22 protein-coding genes are annotated in these 23,727 nt (G+C 66.1%); 4 read left to right on the forward strand and 18 right to left on the reverse strand.

Annotated elements, in window-relative coordinates; genetic code table 11:
* Positions 1-4: 4 nt before the first annotated feature.
* From EPO41_RS22325 to EPO41_RS22370, 10 genes are all read right to left on the reverse strand, one after another.
* Positions 5-1,261 carry an NAD(P)/FAD-dependent oxidoreductase gene (locus EPO41_RS22325; RefSeq protein WP_296329926.1) on the reverse strand — a complete coding sequence of 419 codons (1,257 nt, stop codon included), beginning with the start codon at positions 1,259-1,261 and terminating at the stop codon, positions 5-7.
* 13 nt (positions 1,262-1,274) lie between these two features.
* Complete coding sequence (locus EPO41_RS22330) at positions 1,275-1,568, reverse strand: cytochrome C (RefSeq protein ID WP_296329931.1); 294 nt, start codon at positions 1,566-1,568, stop codon at positions 1,275-1,277.
* Entirely contained in the window at positions 1,568-3,739 is a 2,172-nt protein-coding gene (locus EPO41_RS22335; protein ID WP_296329934.1) for a molybdopterin cofactor-binding domain-containing protein, read from the reverse strand. Before EPO41_RS22335 ends, EPO41_RS22330 begins: the two co-directional genes overlap by 1 nt.
* A gap of 15 nt (positions 3,740-3,754) precedes the next feature.
* Positions 3,755-4,204: a (2Fe-2S)-binding protein gene (locus EPO41_RS22340; RefSeq protein WP_296329937.1), complete on the reverse strand. Its 450-nt coding sequence runs from the start codon at positions 4,202-4,204 to the stop codon at positions 3,755-3,757.
* A gap of 99 nt (positions 4,205-4,303) precedes the next feature.
* Positions 4,304-5,635, reverse strand: a complete 1,332-nt coding sequence (locus EPO41_RS22345; protein WP_296329940.1) for a membrane dipeptidase — start codon at positions 5,633-5,635, stop codon at positions 4,304-4,306.
* 8 nt (positions 5,636-5,643) lie between these two features.
* Positions 5,644-6,702 carry a TlpA disulfide reductase family protein gene (locus tag EPO41_RS22350; RefSeq protein ID WP_296329942.1) on the reverse strand — a complete coding sequence of 353 codons (1,059 nt, stop codon included), beginning with the start codon at positions 6,700-6,702 and terminating at the stop codon, positions 5,644-5,646.
* A gap of 19 nt (positions 6,703-6,721) precedes the next feature.
* Complete coding sequence (locus tag EPO41_RS22355) at positions 6,722-8,356, reverse strand: thiamine pyrophosphate-requiring protein (RefSeq protein ID WP_296329944.1); 1,635 nt, start codon at positions 8,354-8,356, stop codon at positions 6,722-6,724.
* Positions 8,357-8,466: 110 nt separating this feature from the next.
* Positions 8,467-9,648: a VWA domain-containing protein gene (locus tag EPO41_RS22360; RefSeq protein ID WP_296329948.1), complete on the reverse strand. Its 1,182-nt coding sequence runs from the start codon at positions 9,646-9,648 to the stop codon at positions 8,467-8,469.
* A gap of 22 nt (positions 9,649-9,670) precedes the next feature.
* Positions 9,671-10,519, reverse strand: coding sequence for a MoxR family ATPase (locus EPO41_RS22365; protein ID WP_296329949.1), 849 nt, complete (start codon positions 10,517-10,519; stop codon positions 9,671-9,673).
* A gap of 78 nt (positions 10,520-10,597) precedes the next feature.
* Entirely contained in the window at positions 10,598-11,293 is a 696-nt protein-coding gene (locus EPO41_RS22370; protein ID WP_296329951.1) for a cytochrome b/b6 domain-containing protein, read from the reverse strand.
* Between the two features lie 201 nt (positions 11,294-11,494).
* Between EPO41_RS22370 and EPO41_RS22375 the strand changes: the two genes are divergently transcribed.
* The gene (locus EPO41_RS22375) at positions 11,495-11,950 is read left to right on the forward strand and encodes a cytochrome c (RefSeq protein WP_296329953.1); all 456 of its coding nucleotides are present in this window, start codon (positions 11,495-11,497) and stop codon (positions 11,948-11,950) included.
* Positions 11,951-12,004: 54 nt separating this feature from the next.
* On the opposite strand, the gene EPO41_RS22380 is transcribed toward EPO41_RS22375, so the two are convergent.
* The 3 genes from EPO41_RS22380 to EPO41_RS22390 all read right to left on the reverse strand — a co-directional run bounded on the left by EPO41_RS22380 (position 12,005) and on the right by EPO41_RS22390 (position 14,354).
* Positions 12,005-12,655: a TetR/AcrR family transcriptional regulator gene (locus tag EPO41_RS22380; RefSeq protein ID WP_296329958.1), complete on the reverse strand. Its 651-nt coding sequence runs from the start codon at positions 12,653-12,655 to the stop codon at positions 12,005-12,007.
* A 617-nt stretch (positions 12,656-13,272) separates the two neighbouring features.
* Complete coding sequence (locus tag EPO41_RS22385; RefSeq protein ID WP_296329960.1) at positions 13,273-14,136, reverse strand: alpha/beta hydrolase; 864 nt, start codon at positions 14,134-14,136, stop codon at positions 13,273-13,275.
* Positions 14,133-14,354, reverse strand: a complete 222-nt coding sequence (locus EPO41_RS22390) for a hypothetical protein (RefSeq protein WP_296329963.1) — start codon at positions 14,352-14,354, stop codon at positions 14,133-14,135. Before EPO41_RS22390 ends, EPO41_RS22385 begins: the two co-directional genes overlap by 4 nt.
* A 269-nt stretch (positions 14,355-14,623) precedes the next feature.
* On the opposite strand from EPO41_RS22390, the gene EPO41_RS22395 reads away from it, so the two are divergent.
* From EPO41_RS22395 to EPO41_RS22405, 3 genes are read left to right on the forward strand one after another with little or no spacing between them, the layout of a single operon-like run.
* Positions 14,624-15,115, forward strand: a complete 492-nt coding sequence (locus tag EPO41_RS22395) for a hypothetical protein (RefSeq protein ID WP_296329968.1) — start codon at positions 14,624-14,626, stop codon at positions 15,113-15,115.
* Entirely contained in the window at positions 15,112-16,317 is a 1,206-nt protein-coding gene (locus tag EPO41_RS22400; RefSeq protein ID WP_296329970.1) for an SEL1-like repeat protein, read from the forward strand. Before EPO41_RS22395 ends, EPO41_RS22400 begins: the two co-directional genes overlap by 4 nt.
* Before the next feature lie 11 nt (positions 16,318-16,328).
* Positions 16,329-16,796, forward strand: coding sequence for an MmcB family DNA repair protein (locus EPO41_RS22405; protein WP_296329974.1), 468 nt, complete (start codon positions 16,329-16,331; stop codon positions 16,794-16,796).
* A gap of 3 nt (positions 16,797-16,799) precedes the next feature.
* Here the strand turns inward: EPO41_RS22405 and EPO41_RS22410 are convergent, their stop codons facing one another.
* From EPO41_RS22410 to EPO41_RS22430, 5 genes are all read right to left on the reverse strand, one after another.
* Complete coding sequence (locus EPO41_RS22410; protein ID WP_296329977.1) at positions 16,800-18,971, reverse strand: peptidase domain-containing ABC transporter; 2,172 nt, start codon at positions 18,969-18,971, stop codon at positions 16,800-16,802.
* Positions 18,972-19,082: 111 nt separating this feature from the next.
* The gene (metK, locus tag EPO41_RS22415) at positions 19,083-20,369 is read right to left on the reverse strand and encodes a methionine adenosyltransferase (protein ID WP_296329980.1); all 1,287 of its coding nucleotides are present in this window, start codon (positions 20,367-20,369) and stop codon (positions 19,083-19,085) included.
* A gap of 190 nt (positions 20,370-20,559) precedes the next feature.
* Positions 20,560-21,030, reverse strand: coding sequence for a helix-turn-helix transcriptional regulator (locus tag EPO41_RS22420; RefSeq protein WP_296329983.1), 471 nt, complete (start codon positions 21,028-21,030; stop codon positions 20,560-20,562).
* 195 nt (positions 21,031-21,225) lie between these two features.
* Positions 21,226-22,731, reverse strand: coding sequence for an apolipoprotein N-acyltransferase (gene lnt, locus EPO41_RS22425; protein WP_296329986.1), 1,506 nt, complete (start codon positions 22,729-22,731; stop codon positions 21,226-21,228).
* A gap of 15 nt (positions 22,732-22,746) precedes the next feature.
* A complete protein-coding gene (locus tag EPO41_RS22430) occupies positions 22,747-23,697 on the reverse strand; it encodes a hemolysin family protein (RefSeq protein WP_296329989.1) in 951 nt (316 codons plus the stop codon).
* Positions 23,698-23,727: the final 30 nt, after the last annotated feature.

Raw genomic sequence — 23,727 nt, forward strand, 5'->3', positions numbered from 1 at the left:
CGCATCAGCCGAAGGTCTCGGCCGTGATGGTGCGGAACCAGCTCGACGCGTAGAGCGCCTCCTGGCCGCGCAGGCCGCCCACGGCCACGAGCGGGCTGACGCCGCCGGCCCCCGGAACATCGGTGAGCTGCCCCTTGTCGGGCCGATAGACGCCGGCGATCGAGATGCCGTAATCGGCCGCGAGCAGGCTGTAGCAGGTGTTGATCACGATCGGATCCTGCGGCTTCTCGCCGGCCAGCAGCTTCACGAGGGCAGCGGCACAAACCTTGGCCTGGGCGTTGGCCGCAAAGGCCGACTTCGGCATGCCGCCCATGATGGCCGCATCGCCCAGCACATGAATGCCCGGCTGCAACGTCGATTCGAAGGCGACCGGCTCGACCGGGCACCAGCCGGTCCGGTCGGCGACGCCCGCCTGCGCGGCGATGGCCCCGGCCCTCTGCGGCGGGATCACGTTGGCGACGGAAGCCTTGTGGGTGGCGAACTCGGTCGTGAGGGTGAGCGTCGCGGGATCGACCGACGTCACCTTGCCGCCCTGGCTGAGCGGCACCCATTCGATCATGCCGGGGTACAGCTCGGCCCAGCCGTTCTGGAACAGGCGCTGCTTGGAGAACGCATCCTTGGAATCGAGCAGCAGCAGCTTCGATTTCGGCTTCCAGATCGCGAGCCAGTAGGCGATCAGGCTGGCGCGCTCGTAGGGGCCGGGCGGGCAGCGGAAGGGATTGGCGGGCGCAGACATCACGACGAGTCCGCCATCGTCCATCGCCTGCAACTGCCGGCGCAGCAGCACCGTCTGTGCCCCCGCTTTCCAGGCGTGCGGCATCTTCTGCGCCGCGGCCTCGTCGTAGCCGGGGATGGCGCCCCAGTTGAAATCGATGCCCGGCGACATGACCAGCCGGTCGTAGGAAAGCTTGTTGCCGTCGGCCAGTGTGACCGTCTTCGCGTCGGCATCGACTGCGGTCGCGCTCGTCTCGGCGACGGTGACGCCAGAGCCCTTGATTCCGTCGTAGCGGAACTGCTGCTGGCCGATCTCGCGCAGATCGGCCAGCACGGAGTTGCTGAACGGACACGAGGTGTAGACCGGATTGGGCTCGACCAGGGTGACGTCGAGCGCAGGCTGCAGCGCCTTCACGGTGCGCGCCGCCGTAGCGCCGCCGAAGCCGCCGCCGATCACCACGACCCTGGCCTTGCCTTGGGCCGAAACGACGGCCGGCGCGAGCCCTGCCGCGGCGGTGAGCTTCAGGAAGTGACGACGCGTCGCCATGCCTGCTTTGTCCCTACTCCGGCTGCGCCGCGAACCAGGCCGCGATGGCCTCGGTCTGCGCATCGTCGAAACCCTTGGCGATGCGGCCCATCACACTCGACGGCCAGGCACCGCTGCGATACTCGCGCATGAAGGTGACGATGTCCGCGGCCTTGCGGCCAGCAATGTGCGGGATCACCGAGTCCGCCACCTTCTTCGGGGCGTGGCAGCCCGTGCAGGAGCTGGCGCCCGGCGGCGCATCGGCCGCCGTTGCCGGACCGGCCAGCAGGATCATGCTGGCCAGGCCCGGCAGCAGCGCGCGATGCATCAGGCGCCCTTCTTAAGGTCGTTGTTCGCCAGCGGCAGATTGCGCACCCGCTTGCCCGTCGCCTTGGCGATCGCGTTCAGCACGGCGGGCGCCGCGACGGCGATGGTCGGCTCACCGACGCCGCCCCAGAAGTCGTGGGTCGGCACCAGAACCGTCTCGACGTCGGGCATCTCGTCGATGCGCATCACGTTGTAGCTGTCGAAGTTGGTCTGCTCGACCGCACCGTCCTTGACGGTGATCTCGCCATACAGGGCAGCCGACAGACCGTAGACGAACGAACCTGCGACCTGGCGCTCGATCTGCGCCGGATTGACCACGTGGCCGGGATTGGTGGCCGCCGTGATCTTGTGGATCTTGAGCTGCCCGTCTGGGCTCACCGAGACCTCGGCGACGCCGGCGACGTAGCTGCCGTAACCCATGACCTGCGAAATGCCGTGGAAGCGGCCCTCGGGCAGCGGCTTGCCGTAGCCCGCCTTGTCACACGCGGCCTTGAGCACCGCCGCCCACTTGGGCTTCAGGTACTTCAATCGATAGGCCAGCGGATCCTGGCCCGCCGCCGCCGCCAGCTCGTCCATGAAGCATTCCATGTAGACGGCGTTCTGGTTCACGTTCACGCCACGCCAGAAGCCCGCCGTGATGTGCGGGTTGCGCATGGCGTGGTCGACCATGAGATTGGGGATGTCGTAGCCGTAGGTCGCTTCGACACCGGACTGCATGAGGCCCTGGAAGGTGGCCGGATCCATGCCGTTCACCAGGTTCTGAGGCAGCAGCGAGGCTAGGATCGACTGGCCCGAGATGCGGATGTGCAGGCCGACCAGATTACCTTGGGCGTCGAGGCCCGCCGTCATCTTCGCCATCGTCGTCGGATGGTACTGGCAGTGCGTCATGTCCTCCTCGCGCGACCAGATGAGCTTGATCGGCGTGCCAGGCATTTCCTTGGCCGCGAGCACGGCCTGGCGGACATAGTCCGAACGGCCGCGCCGGCCGAAGCCGCCGCCCAGCATGAGCTTGTAGACCTCGCACTTGGCGATCGGGAGACCGGCCGCCTCCGACGCCGCGGCGAGCGCCGCCTCGCCGTTCTGCGTGCCGCACCAGACCTCGCACTTGTCGGGCGTGTAGAGCGCCGTGGCGTTCATCGGCTCCATGGTGACATGGTGCTGGTAGGGGAAGCTGTAGGTTGCCTCGACCTTCTTGGCCGCCCCCTCGATCGCCTTCTGCGCGTCGCCCGCCTTGTTGCCGACGAAGGCTTCCTTGGCGGTGAGGCCTTCCTTCAGCATCTCGGAGATGGTCTCGGTCGAGACCTTGCCGAGGTCGCCGATGTTCCACTCGGTGGTGACGGCGTCGAGCGCCGTTTTGGCCCGCCAGTAGGTGTCGGCCACGACCACGACGGCATCGCCGTCGATCGCGAAGATCTTCTTCACGCCCGGCATCTTCTCGGCCTTGCTGGCGTCGAAGCTCTTCAGCTTGCCGGTGATCACCGGGCAGGCGCGTACCGTGGCGACCAGCATGCCCGGCATCGTGTGGTCCATGCCGTAGATCTGCTTGCCGGTGACCTTGTCGACCGTGTCGAGCCGCGGCAAGGGCTTGCCCGCGACCTTCCAGTCCTTCGGGTCCTTGAGCTTCACCTCCTTGGGCGGCTCGAGCCCGGCCGCCGCCGCGGCGACCGCGCCGTAGGTCACGGTCTTGCCCGAGGCCTTGTGCGTGATGGTGCTGTTGGCCGCGCTGCATTCCGCCGCCGGCACGTTCCACTGCTTCGCGGCGGCCGCGATCAGCATCTCGCGGGCGATGGCGCCCCCTTCGCGGACATATTGCTGGCTCTCGCGGATGCCGCGGCTGCCGCCGGTCGAGAAGTTCTTCCAGACGCGGTTGCGCTTCAGGTTCTCGCCGGGTGTCGGATATTCCCAGGTCACCTTGTTCCAGTCGCACTCGAGTTCCTCGGCCACGAGCTGGCAGAGGCCGGTGAGCGTGCCCTGCCCCATCTCGGAGCGGGCGATGCGGATCACCACCTTGTCGTCGGGATGGACGACCACCCAGGCATTCAATTCCTTGACGGCCTGCGCATGCGCCACGCTTTCGTCGAAGGGCAGGTGGAAGCCGAGCGAGAAGCCGCCGGCGACAGCCGCGCCGCTGACCAGGAAGCCGCGACGGCCGAGAGAAGTCTGGATCGTCATGATGCGTCCCTCCCCTTAGGCCTTGGCCGCGGCGTGGATGGCGGCGCGCACCTGCTGGTAGGTGCCGCAGCGGCAGATGTTGGTCATCGCCTCGTCGATGTCGGCATCGGTCGGGTTGGGCTTGGCGGCGAGCAACGCCGTCGCCGCCATCACCATGCCGCTCTGGCAGTAACCGCACTGGGGCACGTCGAGCGCGACCCAGGCCTTCTGGATCTTGTTCAGTACGCCGTTGTCCGCGATCGCTTCGATGGTGACGACCTTCTGCGTGCCGACGGCATTCACGGGGATACTGCACGACCGGACGGGCGCACCGTCGATATGGACCGTGCAGGAGCCGCATTGCGCGATGCCGCAGCCATACTTGGTGCCGGTCAGCCCCAGTTGTTCGCGCAGAACCCAGAGAAGGGGTGTATCCGGTTCGGCAGTGTATTCGACCGCCTTGCCGTTGACGTTGAGGACAGCCATCCCAGCCTCCCGTTGTTCAGGAAATATGGAAATAGCCTAGCCCAGGGAGGGCGCACCTGCCTAAGCAACCGTACCGCTCTCACGGAGGTTTGATGGCCTTCAGCCGACACTCGCTTCGAATACGCGGCGGAAATTGCCACCGAGCAGTTTTGCCGTCTCCTCTGCGTTGAATTTCGTGCGCAGGGCGGACGCCAATTGTGGCAAATCGGTGTAACTCGACATGGCACTGGCTCCCACAAGGCCGAGCTGGTCGGTACCGAGCCCGACGTGATCGATGCCGACGACATCGACCATCCTCGCGAAGCCGTCCCTGGCGTACGCGACGACGTTCGGGAAATAATCGGCGACCGGCCAGATCCCGATGACGCCGCCGGTCGCGGCTACCGCTTTCGCGTGATCGGGCAGGATGCGGCGCGTCCAGGCGGCCGGCCGGGTGATCAGCGAGGTATGCGACAGGACGAGCGGCTTCGTTGTGACCGCGGCTGCCTTCTTCACACCTTCGAAGGTCGCATGGGCGACGTCGACCACGATGCCCAGCGCATTGCAACGACGAACCACTTCGGCACCGAACGCGGTCAGCCCGTCATGTACGCTGGGCTCGGTCTGGATGTCGCCCAGTTCGTTGGGCCGGTAGTGCGTCAACTGCAAATGGCGCAACGCCCAGCGCTGATAGGCCTCGTCGAGACGCTCGATCCTGCCTTCGAGGAAGTCGGCGCCCTCCGACGCGACGATGATCGATGGTCGGCTCGAGTGCGCAGCCCGCAGCTCCGCCGAGGTCCTGACGATCGCCATCCCTTGCTCGCGCGCGAGCGCATGCAGCGCCGGGAAGGCGCGCTGGCTGAACGCATAGAGCTCGCCCGGATGAGGATCACGGCTGGGTCTCAGCCGGCCGGCCGTGAGCTTGATGGTCGGCGAGTCCGAAACGACGGCCAGTGAAATCACGGATACGCCCCCTTGGCGCATTGGCTCGGCGACGGGGACAGATCCGCCGCTCCCGTAGCTCAGCCGCGTCAGGTTCCCGGCATGACTGTGAAGATCGACTGCCATGCCGTCCGTTGACTGTGCCATCGCGGGCACCGGAAGGCAGAACAATGGGCTCGCGGCCATCAAGGCCCGGCGCGTGACTCCCTTCACTGCCTCAGCCTCGCGCAATTGATAGCGCCATCCGGCGGCCTCGAGCGAAACATGCCAGATGCCGCTCAGCCGCAGCGCTCCATTAGCGATCTCGATCGGCTGTCGGGTGAGCACTTCAACGACCGCCAGCGGATTGTTGGGCACACACACCTGGCAGCAGCCAGGCTCCCCCATCATCAGGAAACCAGCATTGCCGCCCCACGCGCGCGAGCCGAGGGCAAAGCCCGTGATCTCGACGCGCTTGCCGTTCGCTCTGTCAGCGCGCGGCTTCCCGAGGTCGGTCCACGAGAGGCGCATCGACTCCTCTACAGTTTGGCAGGCGGATAGTACGGGCGATCGCCCAGCGCCTGGACGCGCTTCCAGAAATCGGGACCCGACGCCTTGCCGACCTCATCGAGATCGGCCGCCTGACGCCAGAGGCTCCACGAAACGGGGTGAAGGCGACTCGCCTCCGCCATCTGCAGGTCGCCTTCGGCGGCGCGACCGTTCGCGCGCAGCCAAAGCCCAAGACGGAAACGCGCCCGCGCCTCGGCGATATCGGGCGTCACCTTCGGCAGGCCCGCACGCGCCTCGTCGGCCGGCAATGCATGCGCGCCGGTGGTGACCCAGGCGCGCACCGCGTCGAGATAGGCCTGTCGTGCCACCAGTCGCTCGGCCTGGTCCTCCGCAGACATGGTGCGCGTCGCCAGATTCATGCGCCGGAAGTGATCGGTCGAGCCGGCCGTCTCGGGCGGTCGCGCGATCCGGCCCTGCTCATCGATCCAGATCGCCTGCGGCACGTTCACGAGATTGTAGAGGTCCTCGAGGCGATGGTCGGTGTCGATCAGCTGCCAGTAGGAGGTCTTCGCCTGCTCGATCCATGGACGGGCATGCTCGGCGCCGCGGCTCTCCTGCGCCACGGCCACGACCATGAACCCCTTATCCTTCAGTTCTTCGTAGAGATCCTGCCACACGGGCAAGTCGAACCGGCAGCCTCACCAACTGGCCCAGGTGGCGAGGAAGACCTTGCGGCCGCGCAGCTGCGACAGCGACCGCGGCACACCGTCGAGATCCGGCAGGGTGAAATCGGGCGCCTCCAGCCCTTCGAGCGCGGCGTTGCGCTCCTCTGGCGGTGCCCCCAGCGCCCACACGTCCTGCGTTTCGCTGGCGACCACGGGACCGCCCAGCTTGGTCCAGAAGGCCCTTAGATCGACCTCGTTGGGCGCCAGCGCAGCGGCCGGCAGCGGCACGCACAGATCGGCGCGGCACATGCCCTCGGGTTTCAGGATCCAGCCCGTGACACGCTCGGCATCGACGGGGCTGACCCAGAGGCCGTCATGCGCGGCGATGTCGTGCTCGCTCGTGGGCGTGAGGATCTTCGTCATCGTGGCCTCCCGTTCCAACTCACTTGGGTGTCGAGATCGTCACTTCCTTCGAGGTGATGAACTCGAGCAACACCGGCACGCCCTTCTGGGTCTGCTCGATGCCGCGCTTGATCGCCGGCACGATGTCCTCCGGCCGGGTGATGCGCTCGCCATAGCCGCCGAAGGCTTTCGCCATCGCGGCATAGTCGCCGGAAATGTCGGTCGATCGGTACTTCTCGGTCGACACCTTCATGATGTGCAGCTCGATCGCCATCGAGAAATTGTTGAGCAGGATCGACATGATGGGAATGCGCTCGCGCACCGCCGTCTCGAAATCCATGCCGGTGAAGCCGATGGCGGCATCGCCCCAGACATTGATGCAAAGCTTGTCGGGACAGGCGAGCTTGGCGCCCATGGCGAGGCCGAGCCCGTAGCCGAGCTGCGTGGTCTTGCCCCAGCCGATGTAGGTGTGCGGCGCCGTCGTCTTCCAGAACGGCGAGAGCTGGTCGCGCGGGCTGCCGGCATCGTGGGTGATGATCGTGTTGGCCTTGTCGACCGTGTGCTGGAGATCCCAGAGCACGCGGTAGGGATTGAGCGGCGCCTCGTTGTTGGTGAGCTTGGGCATCCACTCCTTGAGCCACTCGTCGGCGATCGGCTTGATCTCCGCGACGACCGGCGCGGCATCGCGATTCTTGCCCCCGACCAGTTTGCTGCACTCGTCGATCATCGCGCGGAGCGCCAGCTTCGCGTCGCCGATCAGGCCGTACTGGCAGCGCACGTCCTTGTTGAGATGGTTGGGATCGAGCGTGGTGTGGATCACCGTCTTCCCCTTCGGCATCGAGATGCCGAAGTTGGTCTCGGTGAAGGAGCAGCCGATGCCGAACAGCACGTCGCACTTGTCGAGGAAGTGGCGGACCTGCCGCGGATAGGCGCGACCGCCCGAGCCCAGCGACAGCGGATGGGTCTCGTCGAAGCTGCTCTTGCCCTGGAGCGAGGTGCAGACCGGGATCGCCAGCAGCTCGGCCAATTCCTTCAGTTCGTCATAGGCCTCGGCCCAGTGCACGCCGTGGCCGGCATAGATGACCGGGCGCTTGGCCTCGACCAGCACCTTCGCGGCCTCCTTCACGGCCGCCGGATCGGGACCGTAACGCGTCGGCCTGATCGGCTCGTAGGTCAGCGGATCGGGCGCGTCCTCGCCGTTGGCTTCCGCCGGGAACTCGATGATGACCGGCGAGCCGCGGCCATTGCGCAGCAGGCTGAAGGCCCGGCGCATGACGTTCTCGATGTCCTGGCCCGAGGTGATCGGCTCGGCATGCTTGGCGACATGCGCCATGGTGATGGTCGAGTTGAAGTTCGGCGGCACGTGCGCGATGCGCCGCGGATAGCCGGCCGGAATGACCAGCAGCGGCACCGATTCGCCGTAGGCCTGGGCCACGCCGCCATAGGCGTTCTCCGAACCCGGGCCGCTCTGCATGCAGAACACGCCCATCTTGCGGCCCTTGGTCATGCGCGACATGGCGTCGGCCATATGCAGGCCGATGCGCTCCTGGCGCACGATGATCGGGCGGATGTCGATCGCGGCGCAGTGCTCGATCAGATGGTTGACAGGGTAGGCGAAGAGATACTCGACCCCCTCGCGCTTCAGGATTTCGGCGACGGCCGGGCCGGTCTTCATTCTGAGCTCCTCCTATGACAGACCGTCACTGGGGCCCTCCCCCTCCGCCCTTCGGGCACCTCCCCCGTCCGACGGGGGAGGCAGGGAGGGGGTGAGCTACAGACGCGGTCCTATTTGTTCAGTTCCTTCATCGCACTGTCGAGACCGCCCAGGGTGAGCGGGAACATGCGATTGCTCGTGAGCTGTTGCAGCAGCTGGATCGACGGCGTGTAGCTCCAGTGACGTTCCGGCACGGGGTTCAGCCACGCCATGCTGCGATAGGTATCGGACACGCGCTGGATCCAGACCTGGCCCGCTTCCTCGTTCCAGTGCTCCACCGAGCCGCCGGGATAGGCGATCTCGTAGGGGCTCATCGAGGCGTCGCCGACGAACAGCACCTTGTAGTCCGGCGGATAGGTGTGGAGCATCTGCGCCGTCGAGAAGGTGTCGACGTGGCGGCGGCGGTTATCCTTCCAAAGCTTCTCGTAGAGGCAGTTGTGGAAGTAGAAGAATTCGAGGTGCTTGAACTCCGACCGCGCCGCCGAGAACAGCTCCTCGCAGACGCGGATATGCGCGTCCATCGAGCCGCCGATGTCGAACAGGATCAGCAGCTTCACCTTGTTGCGCCGCTCCGGCACCATCTTGATGTCGAGGTAGCCCGCGTTGCGCGCCGTCGAACGGATCGTGTCGGGCATGTCGAGCTCGACCTCGGCGCCCTCGCGCGCGAACTTGCGCAGCCGGCGCAGCGCGATCTTGATGTTGCGCGTGCCGATCTCGACCGTGTCGTCGAGGTTCTTGTACTCGCGCTTGTCCCACACCTTGACGGCGCGGCCCTCGCGGCCCTTGTCCTGGCCGATGCGCACGCCCTCGGGATTGAAGCCGTAGGCGCCGAACGGCGAGGTGCCGGCGGTTCCGATCCACTTGCTGCCGCCCTGGTGGCGCTTCTGCTGTTCCTCGAGACGCTTCTTCAGCGTCTCCATGAGCTTCTCCCAGCCGCCCATCGACTCGATCTGCTTCTTCTCCTCCTCGGTGAGAAGCTTCTCGGCGAGCTTGCGCAGCCATTCCTCGGGGATCTCGGCGGCGACGCCCTCGGCGGGCAGCGCCTCGAGCCCCTTGAATACGGTGCCGAACACACGGTCGAACTTGTCGAGGTTGCGCTCGTCCTTCACCAGCGCGGCGCGCGACAGATAGTAGAAGTCGTCGACGCTGTAGTCGGCCACTCCCTTGTCCATCGCCTCCATCAGGGCGAGATATTCCTTGATGGAGACCGGCAGCTTGGCGTTGCGCAGTTCGAGGAAGAAGTTCACGAACATCGCGTTCTCCTCTTCGCAGTGGTTACTGGCGCTGCTCCCGCCGCGCCATGAAGGCCAGACGCTCGAACAGGTGCACGTCCTGCTCGTTCTTCAGCAGCGCGCCGTGCAGCGGCGGGATCAGCTGCTTGGAGTCCTTGGAGCGCAGCGATTCCGGCGACATGTCCTCGACCATCAGGAGCTTCAGCCAGTCGAGCAGTTCGGAGGTCGACGGCTTCTTCTTGAGGCCCGGCACTTCGCGGATGTCGTAGAAGACGTTCAGCGCCTCGCGCAGCAGGTTGCGCTGCAGATCGGGGAAGTGGACGTCGACGATCTGCGTCATCGTCTCGCGGTCGGGGAAGCGGATGTAGTGGAAGAAGCAGCGGCGCAGGAACGCGTCCGGCAGCTCCTTCTCGTTGTTCGAGGTGATCATCACGATCGGGCGCTGCTCCGCCTTGATCGTCTGCTGCGTCTCGTAGACGTAGAACTGCATGCGGTCGAGCTCGAGCAGCAGGTCGTTGGGGAATTCGATGTCGGCCTTGTCGATCTCGTCGATCAGCAGGATCGGCCGCGTCTCGGCGGTGAAGGCCTCCCACATCTTGCCGCGCTTGATGTAGTTGCCGATGTCCTTCACGCGCTCGTCACCCAGCTGGCTATCGCGCAGGCGCGAGACGGCGTCGTACTCGTACAGGCCCTGCTGCGCCTTGGTCGTCGACTTGATGTGCCACTCGATGATCGGCGCATTCAGCGCCTTGGCGACCTCATGCGCGAGGACCGTCTTGCCGGTGCCGGGCTCGCCCTTGATCAGCAGCGGACGCTGCAGCGCGATGGACGCGTTCACCGCCACGCGCAGGTCGTCGCTGGCAACGTAGGAGTCGGTACCGGTAAATTTCATGGTGCAAAATCCAAATTTCACTGTGGTTAAAGCCACCCTAGAGGGGTGGTTTCAGGCCAGCAAGGCCGGGCGAGCAGGTCAGCCGCCCGCGCGGACGATGAAATAGACCAAGGCGGCACTGGCGAGCAGGAGCGAGATCGCAAGGCGGCTCGACGCGAAGCTGAGCCGCGGTGCGGGCGCGCCCGGCTCGATCGCGTGGTCGACCCGCTTGCGGCCGGTGATCATGGCGCCGACCAGATTGTGCCTCTTCCAGACGAGATAGAGCGCGACGGCCGCGACATGGATCGCTACCAGGATGAGCAGCGCGTTGATCCACCAGGAATGGAAATCCGTGGCCCGCTCGACCCACTTGTCGGCGACCTTGAGCGCAAGCGGCCCATTGACCATGCCGGTGTCGGTGTCGGCGCTGAAGAGGCCGGTTACGACCTGGGCCAGGACGGCGAAGATCAGGACGAGGACCATCGCGCCGCCCACCGGATTGTGCCCGACGTCGTGCGGGCCCTCTTTTCGGAACAGATGCGCGACGTGGGCGAACGCCGCCTTGGGGCCCTTGAGGAAGCTCGAGAAGCGCGCGGTGGTGCTGCCGACGAACCCCCAGGCGATGCGGAAGAGCAGCAAGGTCAGGATGGCGTAGCCCGACCAGAAATGGAGTTGCATCCAGTCGCCGCCGGCCCGGCCGCTGAAATAGGACGTTGCCATGAGGAGAACGAGCAACCAGTGGAACAGCCGGACGGGCACGTCCCAGACGAGGATCTTGTCGCTCTTGCCGGCCATCGGTCATCATCTCCCTGCGGGGCAACAGAATAGTCGAGTCGCCATGGCTCTAGGCAAGGACTACGCCCAAGACACTACACGCAGTCGTGATGGATCGTGGCCGACGCACCCGTTCGCTTTCCGCGCCAACCTCTGCAACATAGAAGTCGTCGGCGAGGCATAAATTGCCGGTCGACGGTGGAATTCAAAGGGGATGAGCCTATGAGGAAGACTTTGGTGGTGGCGTTGATCGGCGCGGTGGCGGCCGGCGCGATGGTGGGCGGCGCGACGATCACGATGGCCCAGGGCGACGTGATCGCCCAGCGCAAGGACAATCGCAAGCAGACCGCCGCCGCGATGCGCGCCATCAAGGCGATCGTCGACGCCAAGGGTCCGACCGCCGGTGCCGTCGAGCAGGCCGCCAAGCTCAAGACCCTCGAAGCCGCCTTCGTGAAGATGTTCCCGGCCGGGTCCGACAAGGGCGAGACCCGCGCCCTGCCGGCGATCTGGACCGACTGGGCCGGCTTCGAAGCCGCCAGCAAGGCGGCCGATACGGCCTACGACAAGCTCGCGACGGCGGCCGGCTCGGGCAATGCCGACGCACTGGCCGCAGCTTTCGCCGACACCGGAAAAGCCTGCGGTGCCTGCCACCAGAAGTTCCAGGCGAAAGCCAACTAAGCTATCCGCCCGACAGACATGAGGGGAGACGGTTTTCCGTCTCCCTTCACTGTCTCAGGCCGCCGCCGGCGACGAGCCCGGACCCGTGAGCGCCTGTTGCACGATCGCCTCGGCGGTGAAGCGCCAGGCCCGCGACGCATGCATGGGCGACAGGCGCTGCCGCTCGCGCATGTTCATCCAGCTGTCCAGGCCGAATGTGCGATCGAGGGAATCGAGCGCGTGATCGCGCGCCGCGGGATCGAGAGTGTCGAGTTCGGCGGCGAACCACACGGCGATCCGCTCACGCAGGAGCCGACGCAGATGGGACACGCCGGTGCCGACGGCCGGCGCAACCAGGCGAACCCGCTGCGCGAAGTGCCAGACCGGCAGCCATTCCTCGAAAAGTTGTGCACGGTCAGAAACCAGAAGCGCGATGCGGCTCGCAAGTGGCGACGCCTTGTCGACCGGACGGTCGGGCCTGAAGGCGCGGCCGACGGCGAGATCGAAGGCTGCAGCGTAGAGATCGGAAAGTCGGATGAAATGCTGGAAGAGCGTCCGGCTCGAAAGGCCGGCGATGGTCGCGATGGCGCCTGAAGTCGGCTCGACGTCGCCCGCCTGGATGAGATCCAGCGTCGCCTGGATCAGAGATTGTCTAATTCGCTGGCCCCGCACGATGCGTTCGTCCTGTGAGCGCGACACATCAACGGCGAATCCGACAATCTTCATTGGAAACCAATAGATAGAGATTTGCTCCAGTCAACGAACTCTAACACCCGCTGAATTTTGCGTAACCTGCAAAAATGCATATCTTGAAAATACAAAACCCAATATTCACGGCATTTTAAAATCTTTAGATAGGCGTTTTTGGGTGATCTGAAATTGCATATAATCGGCAATTACCAGTTGCCCCAAGCCGACCGACATTTCTCCATACTTTTCAAGGAAATACCCGCAAAACCCGCAAATACGAAAGGCCGGCCGCTTGGGGAACGACCGGCCTTCCTTATAAGCCCGCCTGGGTGTGGGGTAATCGAAGCCTTGGGGTGTGTGGGAAGGGGCTTCGATTGAGCGACTTGGGAGGCCGCCGGCGGGCTGTCTGCATCTCGATGTAGGCACTCTAACATGGGTTCAACACCCGGTTAGTTGCAATATTGCATATCTCCTTTCGAAGCCCCCGTCAAAAAGCCAACAATTCCTGAATACTTCACATCTTAGATAATCAAGAAAGGGAAAGCAGGAAGCGCGCAGATAGATTCCCGGAAGCTCCTGAACCCCGTACCAACACACTATTTGCGAGCATCGCCCTTGCGAACGATGCGCGGAAACCCTTGAGTTCGCTGCAATCAACCAGCCCTTTTGGCCAGTTCCTCAATATCCGAAAGAACCGGTCCGAGGTGTCCCAGAAAGCGCTCGGGATCTTCACTCATCGGAAAGTGCCCAAGTCCCGGCATGATCTTGTACCTTGCCCCCGGCACCAGGGCGGCAACCTCCTCTGTCTCGGCCGGCGAACACGAATAGTCGTATTCGCCGGTCAACAGGAACAACGGGCAACGGCTGGCATCGATCGAAGCGATGCGCTGGCGAAGGTCGCCATCGACCTTGTAGAAATGGAGGTCGCCCCTGAAGACGCCGGGACCGCCCTGCATGTAGTGCCAGAGGGTTTCCCAGCGGTGGATGTCCGGCGCATCGGGCCCAACGAGCCCCGAAACGATGCCGGCGCACACCTCGCCGCCGTGAACATCGGCATGATGCAGCCACTCGGTGTCGTAGTAAGGCGCAACATGGGCCGACGCCTGCAGGCCGATCAGCGCACGGAAGCGGTCGGGATGGATGGCGGCGAGATTGAGGACGACGCGACCGCCGATCGAACAGCCCATCACCACCGGACGCTGCAATGACATGGCGTCGGCGAAAGCCACGACGAACCCGGTGTAGAAATCCCGTGTCAGCCGGTATTCCTCGCGCTCGAATCCTTGTGGTGGCGAGGATTTGCCATGCCAGGGCATGTCGAAGGCGATGACACGAAAACGCCTGGTGACCTCGGCATCGTTCAGCACGCCTCGATACTGCCGGCCGTCGGCGCCCGCCGTGTGCAGGCAGATCAGCGGAATCCCCTCGCCTGCCTCCTCGAAGTAGACGCGATAGCGCCTGCCGTCGAAGTCGAGCGACAGGTAGCGGCCGACGATCGGCTCGAGCCCCGCCGTCATCGTGCCGTTCCCTTCGGCTGGGCCATCGCCCGTGGCGCCTCGAGCACGCCCTTGATGTAAAGCAGGTTTGCCATGAGCGGCTGGAGGTCGCCTTCGAATTTCAGGAGCCCGCGGCGGACCAGGGCAAGCAAGTCATGGTCACCCGGCGCCGGCCGTGGCTGCCAGAATCGCCGCCAGCTCGCTTCGTCGGCGCGCAGGGCGAAGCGCCAGGACGGCATGACGAAGGGCCCTTCCTCGACATTTTCGATCCGGCCCCGCAGCACATGGACCAGCCATGACCGCGGACGCCTCCACCAGGAAGGCGGCCGTCAGATGCCGGCCGCGCCGCACCAGGGCGGGGTCGCCATTCACAAGGCTCGCAAGTTGTTCGAGCATCAGTTCCTCCCGCGTTCGCGAGGCCTTCCGGGCTTCGTGTTTCGGCCTCAATTCCATGCTAGACGAAGTGCCGTTCCGCCAATACCCGTCGTACTTCCCGGAGGCTTCTTCCGTGCATCTCGTTCGTTTCGTCCGCGCCGCCCTGCCTCTCGTCGGCGCCGTCCTGTTGCTCGCCGCCCAGCCCGCCGCCGCCGGCATGGAGGAAGCGGTCAAGGCCCTGCAGGCAGGCGATCCCGTGACGGCCGAGAAGGAGCTGCAGCTCCTCGCCAAGGAACGCGATCCGCGCGCCCAGTTCCTGCTCGGCCTCTACGTCTACGGAAATGCCGAATCGAAGCTGTTCGACATCAACAAGGCGACGCCGCTTCTGCTCGACGCCTCCGAGCGTGGCTATCTGCCGGCGATGGTGCCGCTGGCCGGCGCCTATGCCGAGGGCAAAGGTGTGCCGAAGAGCCTCTTCGAAGCCTACAAATGGTGCGCGATCGCCGACCGCTGGAACGTCCCCAACGCCAATCTGGCGCTCGAGCAGGCGGCCCGCGAACTGCCGGCCGACGAAGCCGAGAAGGCCAAGGCGGCCGCGCTCGCCTATACGTTCAAGACGAAATGACCGCGGCGCGATCGGCGCTCGCCGCGGCCCTGATCGCCGCCAGCGCCATCGCGCAGGCCCAGCAGCCGTCCGACGCCTCGGATGTCGCGACGCCGCTGCGTCCCGCCGTCGTTGCCTACCGACAGGGTGATGCGGCCACTGCCGAGCGGGCGTTGCGCGCCCTCGGCTCGCCCAGCGCCGATGCCGATGCCTGGCTGGGCGCCGTCCTGCTCGACCGCGGCGCCAAGGCCGAGGGCCTCAAGCTGATCCAGCGCGCCGCCGACGCCGGGTCGGCCGAAGGCCAGCATCGTCTGGCTCTCGTCTTCATCAACGGCGACGCCGGCCTCCCGCGCAATCCGGCCCGTGCCGTAGAACTCTTTGAGAAGGCCGCGGCACAGGGCCACCGCCGAGCCCAACTCAACCTCGGCACGCTCCATTTCCGCGGCCAAGGCGTCCAGCGCGATCTGATCCAGGCTCGCGCCTGGCTGGAGCAGGCGGCTGCCGACGGCGATGCCTACGCGACCTATGCGCTGGGGCGAGCCATGTCGGAAAGCGCGCCGCCGGCATCGGCCGATCCGACGCGGGCCGCCGACCTCTACCGCCGGGCCGCCGAGAAGGGCCACATGCTCGCGGCCCTGCGTTACGGCATGGCGCTGGCCGAAGGATCGGGCGTCAAGCAGGATCTTCCCGCCGCGCAGCGCTGGCTGGTCCAGGCGCAGCAGAACGGCGTGCCCGAAGCGGCGCTGGCGTTGGGCGACATGGCGGTCCGCACGCCAGCGACGCGCGACAAGGCGGCCAACGAGAAAATCCTGCAATCGGCTCTCGCCTGGTACCAGGCCGCGGCCAATGCCGGCGTGCCGTCGGGCCAGTTCAAGCTGGCCAATGCCTATCTCGCGGGCTCGGGCGTGCCACGCGATCCGGCACAGGCCCAACTTTGGTACGCGCGCGCCGCCCAGCAGGGATTGACCGAGGCGCAGCAGGCGCTCGGCGTCATGCTGCTGACCGGCACCGCCGGAGCAACCGATCCCGTCGAAGCCTTCAAGTGGCTATACCTCGCCGAACGCGGCGGGCATCCGGAAGCCCGCGCCGTCCGCGAGAAGGCAGGCGACAAGGTGGTCGAGCGCGACCGCAAGCGCGGCGAGGCCCTGGCCCAGGCGTTCAAGCCAACCTACGAGCTGCCGCGCGACGAGGGCCCGCCGCGCCTCGTGCCGGTGCGACGCTGACGTGAACGCCGATGGATACACCGCAGAGCGCTGCGCGCCAGACGCGCCCTGACATCACCCTCGCGGTCTGTCGTGGCGCCTGCCGTCTGATGCGCCAGTCGGGCCGCTCCGTCCTGCGGGAGCTGCCGCTGCCCGACGGGCGGCGCGCCGACATCATGGCGATCGCCGGCAGCGGTGAACTCACGATCGTCGAGGTGAAATCGTCCATCGAGGATTGGCGCGTCGACCAGAAATGGCCCGACTATCTCGCCTGGTGCGACCTGCTTTACTTCGCCGTGCCGGTCGATTTCCCGCAGTCGCTGATTGCCGAGGAAGCCGGCTTGATCGTCGCCGACGCCTATGGGGCCGAAATCCTGCGCCATCCGCCGCGCCGGCCCGTCGCAGCGGCGCGACGCAAGGCGCTGCTCATCGACTGCGCGCGTCTCGCCTCGGAGCGCCTGGCGCGCCTCGAAGATCCCGAGTTCATCGATTTCGTCTGAGGCTCAGCCGGGCATCGTGCGTGCGGCTCCCCGACTGGCCTCGGCCATGCGGATGCGGGCATAGGCCATCACCTCGGTCGGCGGCCCGATGCGCTCCACCCTGCCGTCCATCACCAGCGCCACGCGATCGGCAATGGCAAGCGGGGCCAGCCGATGGGTGATCATGATGACGGTCCGCCCGCGCGTATTGGCCTTGAGCTGGCGCAGGAGCTGCTCCTCGGTGGCGGGATCCAGCGCGCTGGTCGCCTCGTCGAGTATCAGGATGCGCGGATTGCGGATCAGCGCGCGGGCGATGCAGAGGAGCTGGCGCTGGCCCGTCGACAGTCCCTGCCCGCGCTCGCCGAGCACGGTGTTGTAGCCCTGCGGCAGCCGCTGGATGAAATCGTGCGCGCCGACGAACTTCGCGACGGCGACCACCCGGCCCGGATCCTTGTCGATCACGCCCATCGCGATGTTCTCGCGCACCGAGCCGGTGAAGAGCTGGACGTCCTGCGGCACGGCACCGATCTGCGCCCGGAGCTGGGCGGGCGAGATATGAGCGATGTCGGTACCGTCGACCAGGACACGGCCGTCGCTCGGGCTCACGAGCCCCTGCACCAGGTTGGCGATGGTGGTCTTGCCCGATCCGGAAGGTCCCACGACGCCGATGATCTCTCCTGGGCCGATCGTGAGATCCGCCTCGCGCAGGACCGGCGGACCGCGATCGTGAACACGGAAGGTGACGCGCTCGAGCGCGATCTCGCCGGACAACGCCGGCACCGGCGCGAATTCGCCCGGCGACGCTTCGGGCGCTTCCCGCATCAGCTCGTCGATGCGCTTGAAGGCGGCACTCACGGCCTGGAGCTGATGCCAGGCGCCCGCGAGCTGGCGCATCGGCTGCAGCGCCCGCGCCGCCAGCATGTTGGCGGCGATGAGGGCGCCGATCGTCAGGCGATGATCGGCGATCTCGGCCACACCGATCATCACGATGACGAGCGACGCCACGAGTTGCAGCGTGCCCGAGCCGCTCGCGGCGATGTTGACGAGATTGTTGGCACGCTGGCTGGTGCGGGCCGACTGTTCGACCCGCGCCTGCCAGCGCTTCTCGACCTCGGCCTCGAGCCCGAGCGCCTTGATCGTGGCGGCATTGGCCACGGCCTCGGTGAGAGTCGAGCTCTTGGCGGCCTGGGCCTGGAAATTCTCGTCGGCCAGCCGCCGCTGCGCGCGATGGCCGGCAAGCGACACGCCGATCAGCACCGGGATGGCGAGAGCCGTGACTGCGCCGAGGGTCGTGCTGATCGCGAAGGTGGCGATCAGGAAGAGCACGACGAACAGCAGGTCGATGGCCAGCACCGGCATCTGGCCGGTGAAGAAGCTGCGCAGCACGTCCAGCTGGCGCAGCCGTTCGGCGATGACGCCCGACGGCGTGCGCTCGAAATGCCGGTAGGGCAAGGCCATCAGGTGATGCAGCACCTCGGCGCTCATCAGTACGTCGAGGCGCGCGCCGGTCCTGGCCGACAGCCAGCCGCGCGCGACGCGCAGGCCGAAATCGGCGGCATAGGCTGCGAGCATGCCCCCACACAGCGCCATCATCACCGACGAGAGGCCGTCGGGCGGATGGCGTCCGATCACGGTATTGACGACCAGCATCATGAAGAGCGGCGTGAGAAGCCCGAGCAGGTTGATGGCGAACGAAGCGGCGGCGAGCTTGAACAGGACCGGGCGCACGCGCGCCCACAACGGCGCATACCATTGCGCGGACGGAACCGGTCCGAGCGGCGGACGCAGCAACAGCGCGCGCTCGCCGAGCGCGCCGACTTCCTTCGCCGTCGCCTGCCAGACTCGGCCCTCGACGACATCGAGCATCGTCCAGTCGTTTGCGCGGCCCGAGACGACGACATGCACGCGCCCGTCGGCCGCAAGGAGAGCGAACGGAAGCGGCAGCTCGCCGAGCGAACGGGACGCGAGATCGACCGCCTCGCTTTCGAGGCCGAGCCGCACGGCCGCGGTCAGGAAGGCGGCTTCGTCGAGGCCCGCCGCAGGAACCGCGGTGAGGCGCCGGATATCGGCTTCGCTGACGGGCCTGCCCACCTGCTGGGCGATGTAGAGCAGGGCCCTCATCAGGGAATCGACGCGGTAGCGGCCCGCTTCGTCCCATACGGACGGCTGGAAGCTTCCGTTCTCGAGGGGAGCCATGTTCTGAGGGTACCAGAAATACCCCTTGATTCAACGATCTAGGAGTATTTCCTAAAGCAAAGGGCGCGCGACTCGCGTCGCACGCCCTGTTTCTTGGGATTGTCGAAGGGTCTAACGGGCGCCGAAAGCGCGCTTCAGCTCCGTCACGAGGTCGGTGCGCTCCCAGGAGAAGCCGCCATCCTTCTCGGGCTTGCGGCCGAAATGGCCGTAGGCCGCCGTGCGCTGGTAGATCGGCTTGGTGAGCTGCAGCGAGCGGCGGATGTTGGTCGGGCGCAGCGGAAACAATTCCGACAGGACCTTCTCGAGCTTGCGCTCATCGACCTTGCCGGTGCCTTCGGTGTTCACATAGAGCGACATCGGATCGGCGACGCCGATTGCGTAGGCGACCTGGATCAGGCAGCGGTCGGCGAGACCGGCGGCCACCACGTTCTTGGCCAGGTAGCGCGCGGCATAGGCGGCCGAACGGTCGACCTTGGTCGGGTCCTTGCCGGAGAAGGCGCCGCCGCCGTGCGGCGCGTAGCCGCCGTAGGTGTCGACGATGATCTTGCGGCCGGTGAGACCGCAGTCGCCGTCGGGACCGCCGACGACGAAGTTGCCGGTCGGGTTGACGAAGAAGTCGGACGCCTTCTTGGGCATCCAGCCCTTGGGCAGCGACTTCTCGACGTGACCGGCGATCATCTCGCGGATCATGCCCGAATTGTACTTCTTGCCCTTGGCAGTGGCCTCGCGATGCTGCGTGGAGACCACGACCTTGGTGGCGCCGACGGCCTTGCCGTCGACGTAACGCACCGTGACCTGGCTCTTGGCGTCGGGCTGCAGGTCGCCGAGCTCGCCCGAGCGGCGGGCCTTGCTCAGCACTTCGAGGATCTTGTGCGAGAAGAAGATCGGAGCGGGCATGAACGAGCCCTTCTCGTATTCCTCGCTGTCGCGGCAGGCGAAGCCGAACATCAGGCCCTGGTCGCCCGCGCCTTCCTGCTCGCCGAGATTGCCGCCCTTCTTCTTGGCGTCGACCCCCATCGCAATGTCGGGCGACTGGCCATGCAGCAGGACCTCGACGTCGGCGCCGTGGAAGGAGAACCCGTCCTGATCGTAGCCGATGTCGCGCACCACATTGCGCGCGATCTCGCCGATCGCCTCGCGATTGACGACGGTGTTCTTGCCGTACTTCTTCATGAACGGCTCGGATGCGCGGCCTTCACCGGCAATCACGATCTTGTTGGTGGTGACCAGCGTCTCGCAGCCGAGGCGGGTGTTGGCGTGGCTGTCGTCGGCATGGCCGAGCTTGACGTCGTTGGCGATGAAAGCATCGAGGATCGCGTCGGAGATCTGATCGGCGACCTTGTCCGGATGGCCTTCCGAAACCGACTCACTGGTAAAAATGTAATCCTTGAGCGCCAACGATCCCTCCCAAAGTGCACTGGACTCCGGGCAGGGCGGTGATGCCGCCAACGGCCGGCTTAGCCTTTGTTTGCGCGGTGGCAAGTCGTCCAAATCCGTCCGCGGCGGCCCCGACCATCGGAGCCGCAGTTCGCTAGAAACGCCAAAAACCGGCAAAAATCAAGAGGATCGCTGGGCGAATCCAGCGTTCCTAGTCCCGGGCCCTGGCCCCTTTGCGGGTCCCGACCGTCTCGGCGTGGCTGGCCGCACCCACGGCCTTCACCATCTCGAAAATGCGCTTGCGCACCTTGCTCTCGCTGATCTTGTAGTAGGCTCTGACCAGCTCGAGGGTTTCCCTCTTGATCAGCGGATCCTTCTCCTGTTCGAACGGCGTGCCGGCTTCTCCAAATCCACCCTTCTTGCCACGTCCGGACATCGGCCGGCCCGACAGGGCATTCGAGGGCATCTCGTCGAAAAAGTAGGACACGGGAACGTCGAGGACCTTGGCGAATTCGAACAGGCGGCTGGAACCGATCCGGTTGGAGCCCCGCTCGTACTTCTGGATTTGCTGGAAGGTAAGGCCGACCGCCGTCCCAAGCTTCTCCTGGCTCATGCCGAGGAGAGTACGCCGCTGGCGCATGCGCGCTCCGACGTGAACGTCAACGGGATGCGATCTCGCCATGGATTCCCCTTCTCCTTTCCAAGTCCCAAATCCGGTAGCCGCCGATCCGGCCGAATTGATGGCCGAGTGGTGCGCACCGGATGCCGCCAAGCCAAGATGTGCAAAAATGCATATCTACACGCGCAAGCTGCATATTACTAGGCGTGTCCCCACCGGAATGCAAGCCGGACTTTGACGGCTAACGCGTTGAAACTCCTATTTTTTCACTGGGTGCAAGCGAGACGACGCAAGCAGCAGTCCCAGCGCGGCCGTCAGAAGGAGGACCAGGGTGCCATCGCCCCAGCGGCCATACGGCGTCGGCGGCCGCGCCGCGGGAATTCGATGATCGATGACGCCGTCCTGTTGCATGTCGAGAGCGGCCAGCACGCGACCGTAGGCATCGATCACGGCCGAGACTCCCGTGTTGGCGGCACGGAGCATCGGCAGGCCTTCCTCCACGGCCCGCAAGCGCGCGCTGGCCAAATGCTGGTAGGGGCCACTCGAGAGGCCGAACCAGGCATCGTTGGTCACGTTGAGAAGCCAGCGCGGCCGCGCCCCAGGGCCGGTCACGGCTGCCGGAAAGATCACCTCGTAACAGATGATCGGAGAGAAGGAGGGCAGGCGCGGCAGATCGAGCGTGACGCGCGACTCACCCACTTCGAACGAGCCGCGTCCGATGAAGCCTGAGACCGGCGCGAGCTGCTTGTGGAAAGGGATGTATTCACCCAAGGGGACGAGATGGACCTTGTCGTAGGTGGCGACGATCCCGCCCTCTCCGTCGATCACCAGCAGAGAGTTCCAGACCCCGTCTTCGCGATTGCGCGTACCGCGCGCCGCGCCGGTGAGAAGGTAACCGCCAGGTGGTACGGCCTTCGCCATCACGTCGAGCGCCGGCGACCCCGGCTCGACGATGAACGGCGGCGCCGTTTCGGGCCAGATCACGGCCGCCAGGCGGTCGAAGCCGTCGCGGCGGCTCATCTCCACGAGCCTGGCGACCTGCGCGGCGCGATTCTCCGGGCGCCATTTCTCCGCCTGCGGCGTGTTGGGCTGGACGATGCGCACCAACGGCCCCTCTCCCGCCGTATCGACCGGCGCCATTGCGGCCTGCCCCGCAAAGCCCGCTGCGCCCGCAACGACGAGCGCCAGGACCGACGCGCGCCAACCCGCGGCCGGGGCCGCCAGGATCATAAAGGTCAGCAGGCCAAGACCGTAGATGCCGAACAGCGCCGCGCCCTGAAGCAGCGGCGTCGCGAAGGCCCAGACATGCGCCAGCGGATTCCACGGGTAGCCCGTGAAGACGTGCCCGCGCAGCCATTCCGCGATCGTCCATGCGATGGCCAGCAGCAGCAGGCGGCAATAGCGGCCACCCGTCGAGGGCCAGCGCGAGGCCGCCCATTTCGCGGCGCCCGCGGCCATCGCCGGAAAGAATCCCAGGAGGGCGGCGAGTCCGACGACGATGGGCGGACCGAGCGGTGCATAGTCCGCCGGCGGCACGAAGAAAGCTTCCACGATCCAGTAGGAGCCGACGGCGAAATGGCCGGTGCCCCAGGCCCATCCGCGCAACAGGGCGCTCCTGGGCCCCGGCGCGGTGTCCCACAGCCAGACGAAGGCCACGATGCCCAGGACGGCAAGCGGCAGCCACTGAAGGGGCGGCATCGCCAGCGCAGCGAGCGCACCGGCCACGAAGGCGGCGCCCGCGGCCCGCCAGCCTTTGAGGGTCATCGCGTCATTCGATGGTCAGGCGGCCGGCGCCGTTGTCGGCGGCCGAACACGCAGGCGGCGGATGCGCCTTGGATCGACATCGAGAATTTCGAACTCCACGCCCGACGGATGACGAACCACCTCGCCGCGTTCGGGAATGCGGCCGAGCAGCGAGAAGATCAGTCCGCCCACCGTGTCGATTTCGCGTCGCTCGTCTTCCGACAGGACCTTGCCGATCTCCTCCTCGAGCAGCTCGATCGGCGTTCGGCCGTTGACGTCGATCGTGCCGTCGACGCGACGTGCCACCGTCGGCGTCTGGGCGACGTCGTGCTCGTCCTCGATCTCGCCCACGATCTCCTCGACGAGATCCTCGATGGTGAGGAGTCCGTCGGTGCCGCCGAACTCGTCGACCACCAGCGCCATGTGCGTGCGCGAGCGGCGCATGTCGAGCAGCATGTCGAGCACCGGCAACGTCGGCGCCACGAACACGACGCGCCGCAGAATGTCGCGAAGATTGAACTTCTTCGACGTGCCCCAGTAGGCCAGCACGTCCTTGATGTGGATCATCCCGATCACGTCGTCGAGCGACTCGCGATAGATCGGATAGCGCGAATGGGCCTCGGCCTGGATCAGTCGGACGACCTCGTCGAGCGGCGTGTCGGCGGCGATGCCCACGATGTCGACCCGGGGCACCATGACGTCCGCGACGGTCTTGTCGCGCAGCTTCAGGATGTTGGCGAGAAGGACCCGCTGGTCCTCGCTGATCGGCGTGTCGCTCTCGGGCGTCTCCTCGATCAGCTCCTCGATGGCTTCGCGAACCGCTTCGTTCTTCTCCCGTCGGCGCAACCGCCGCAGGATGGCGCGCAGCAGCCCGCCGCTCGAAGGGACGTCAGGCGTGGCCGGCGACAGGGCCGGGATCGTCAGAGGCTCAGTCGACGAAGCCGGGCTGACGCCCGGCCTGGTACTGTGCGCTGTGGAGTCAGGCATGGCTGGTAAGATAGGCTATCGGCCCCGCGT

The sequence above is a fragment of the Reyranella sp. genome (assembly GCF_004297265.1).
GTDB lineage: Bacteria > Pseudomonadota > Alphaproteobacteria > Reyranellales > Reyranellaceae > Reyranella.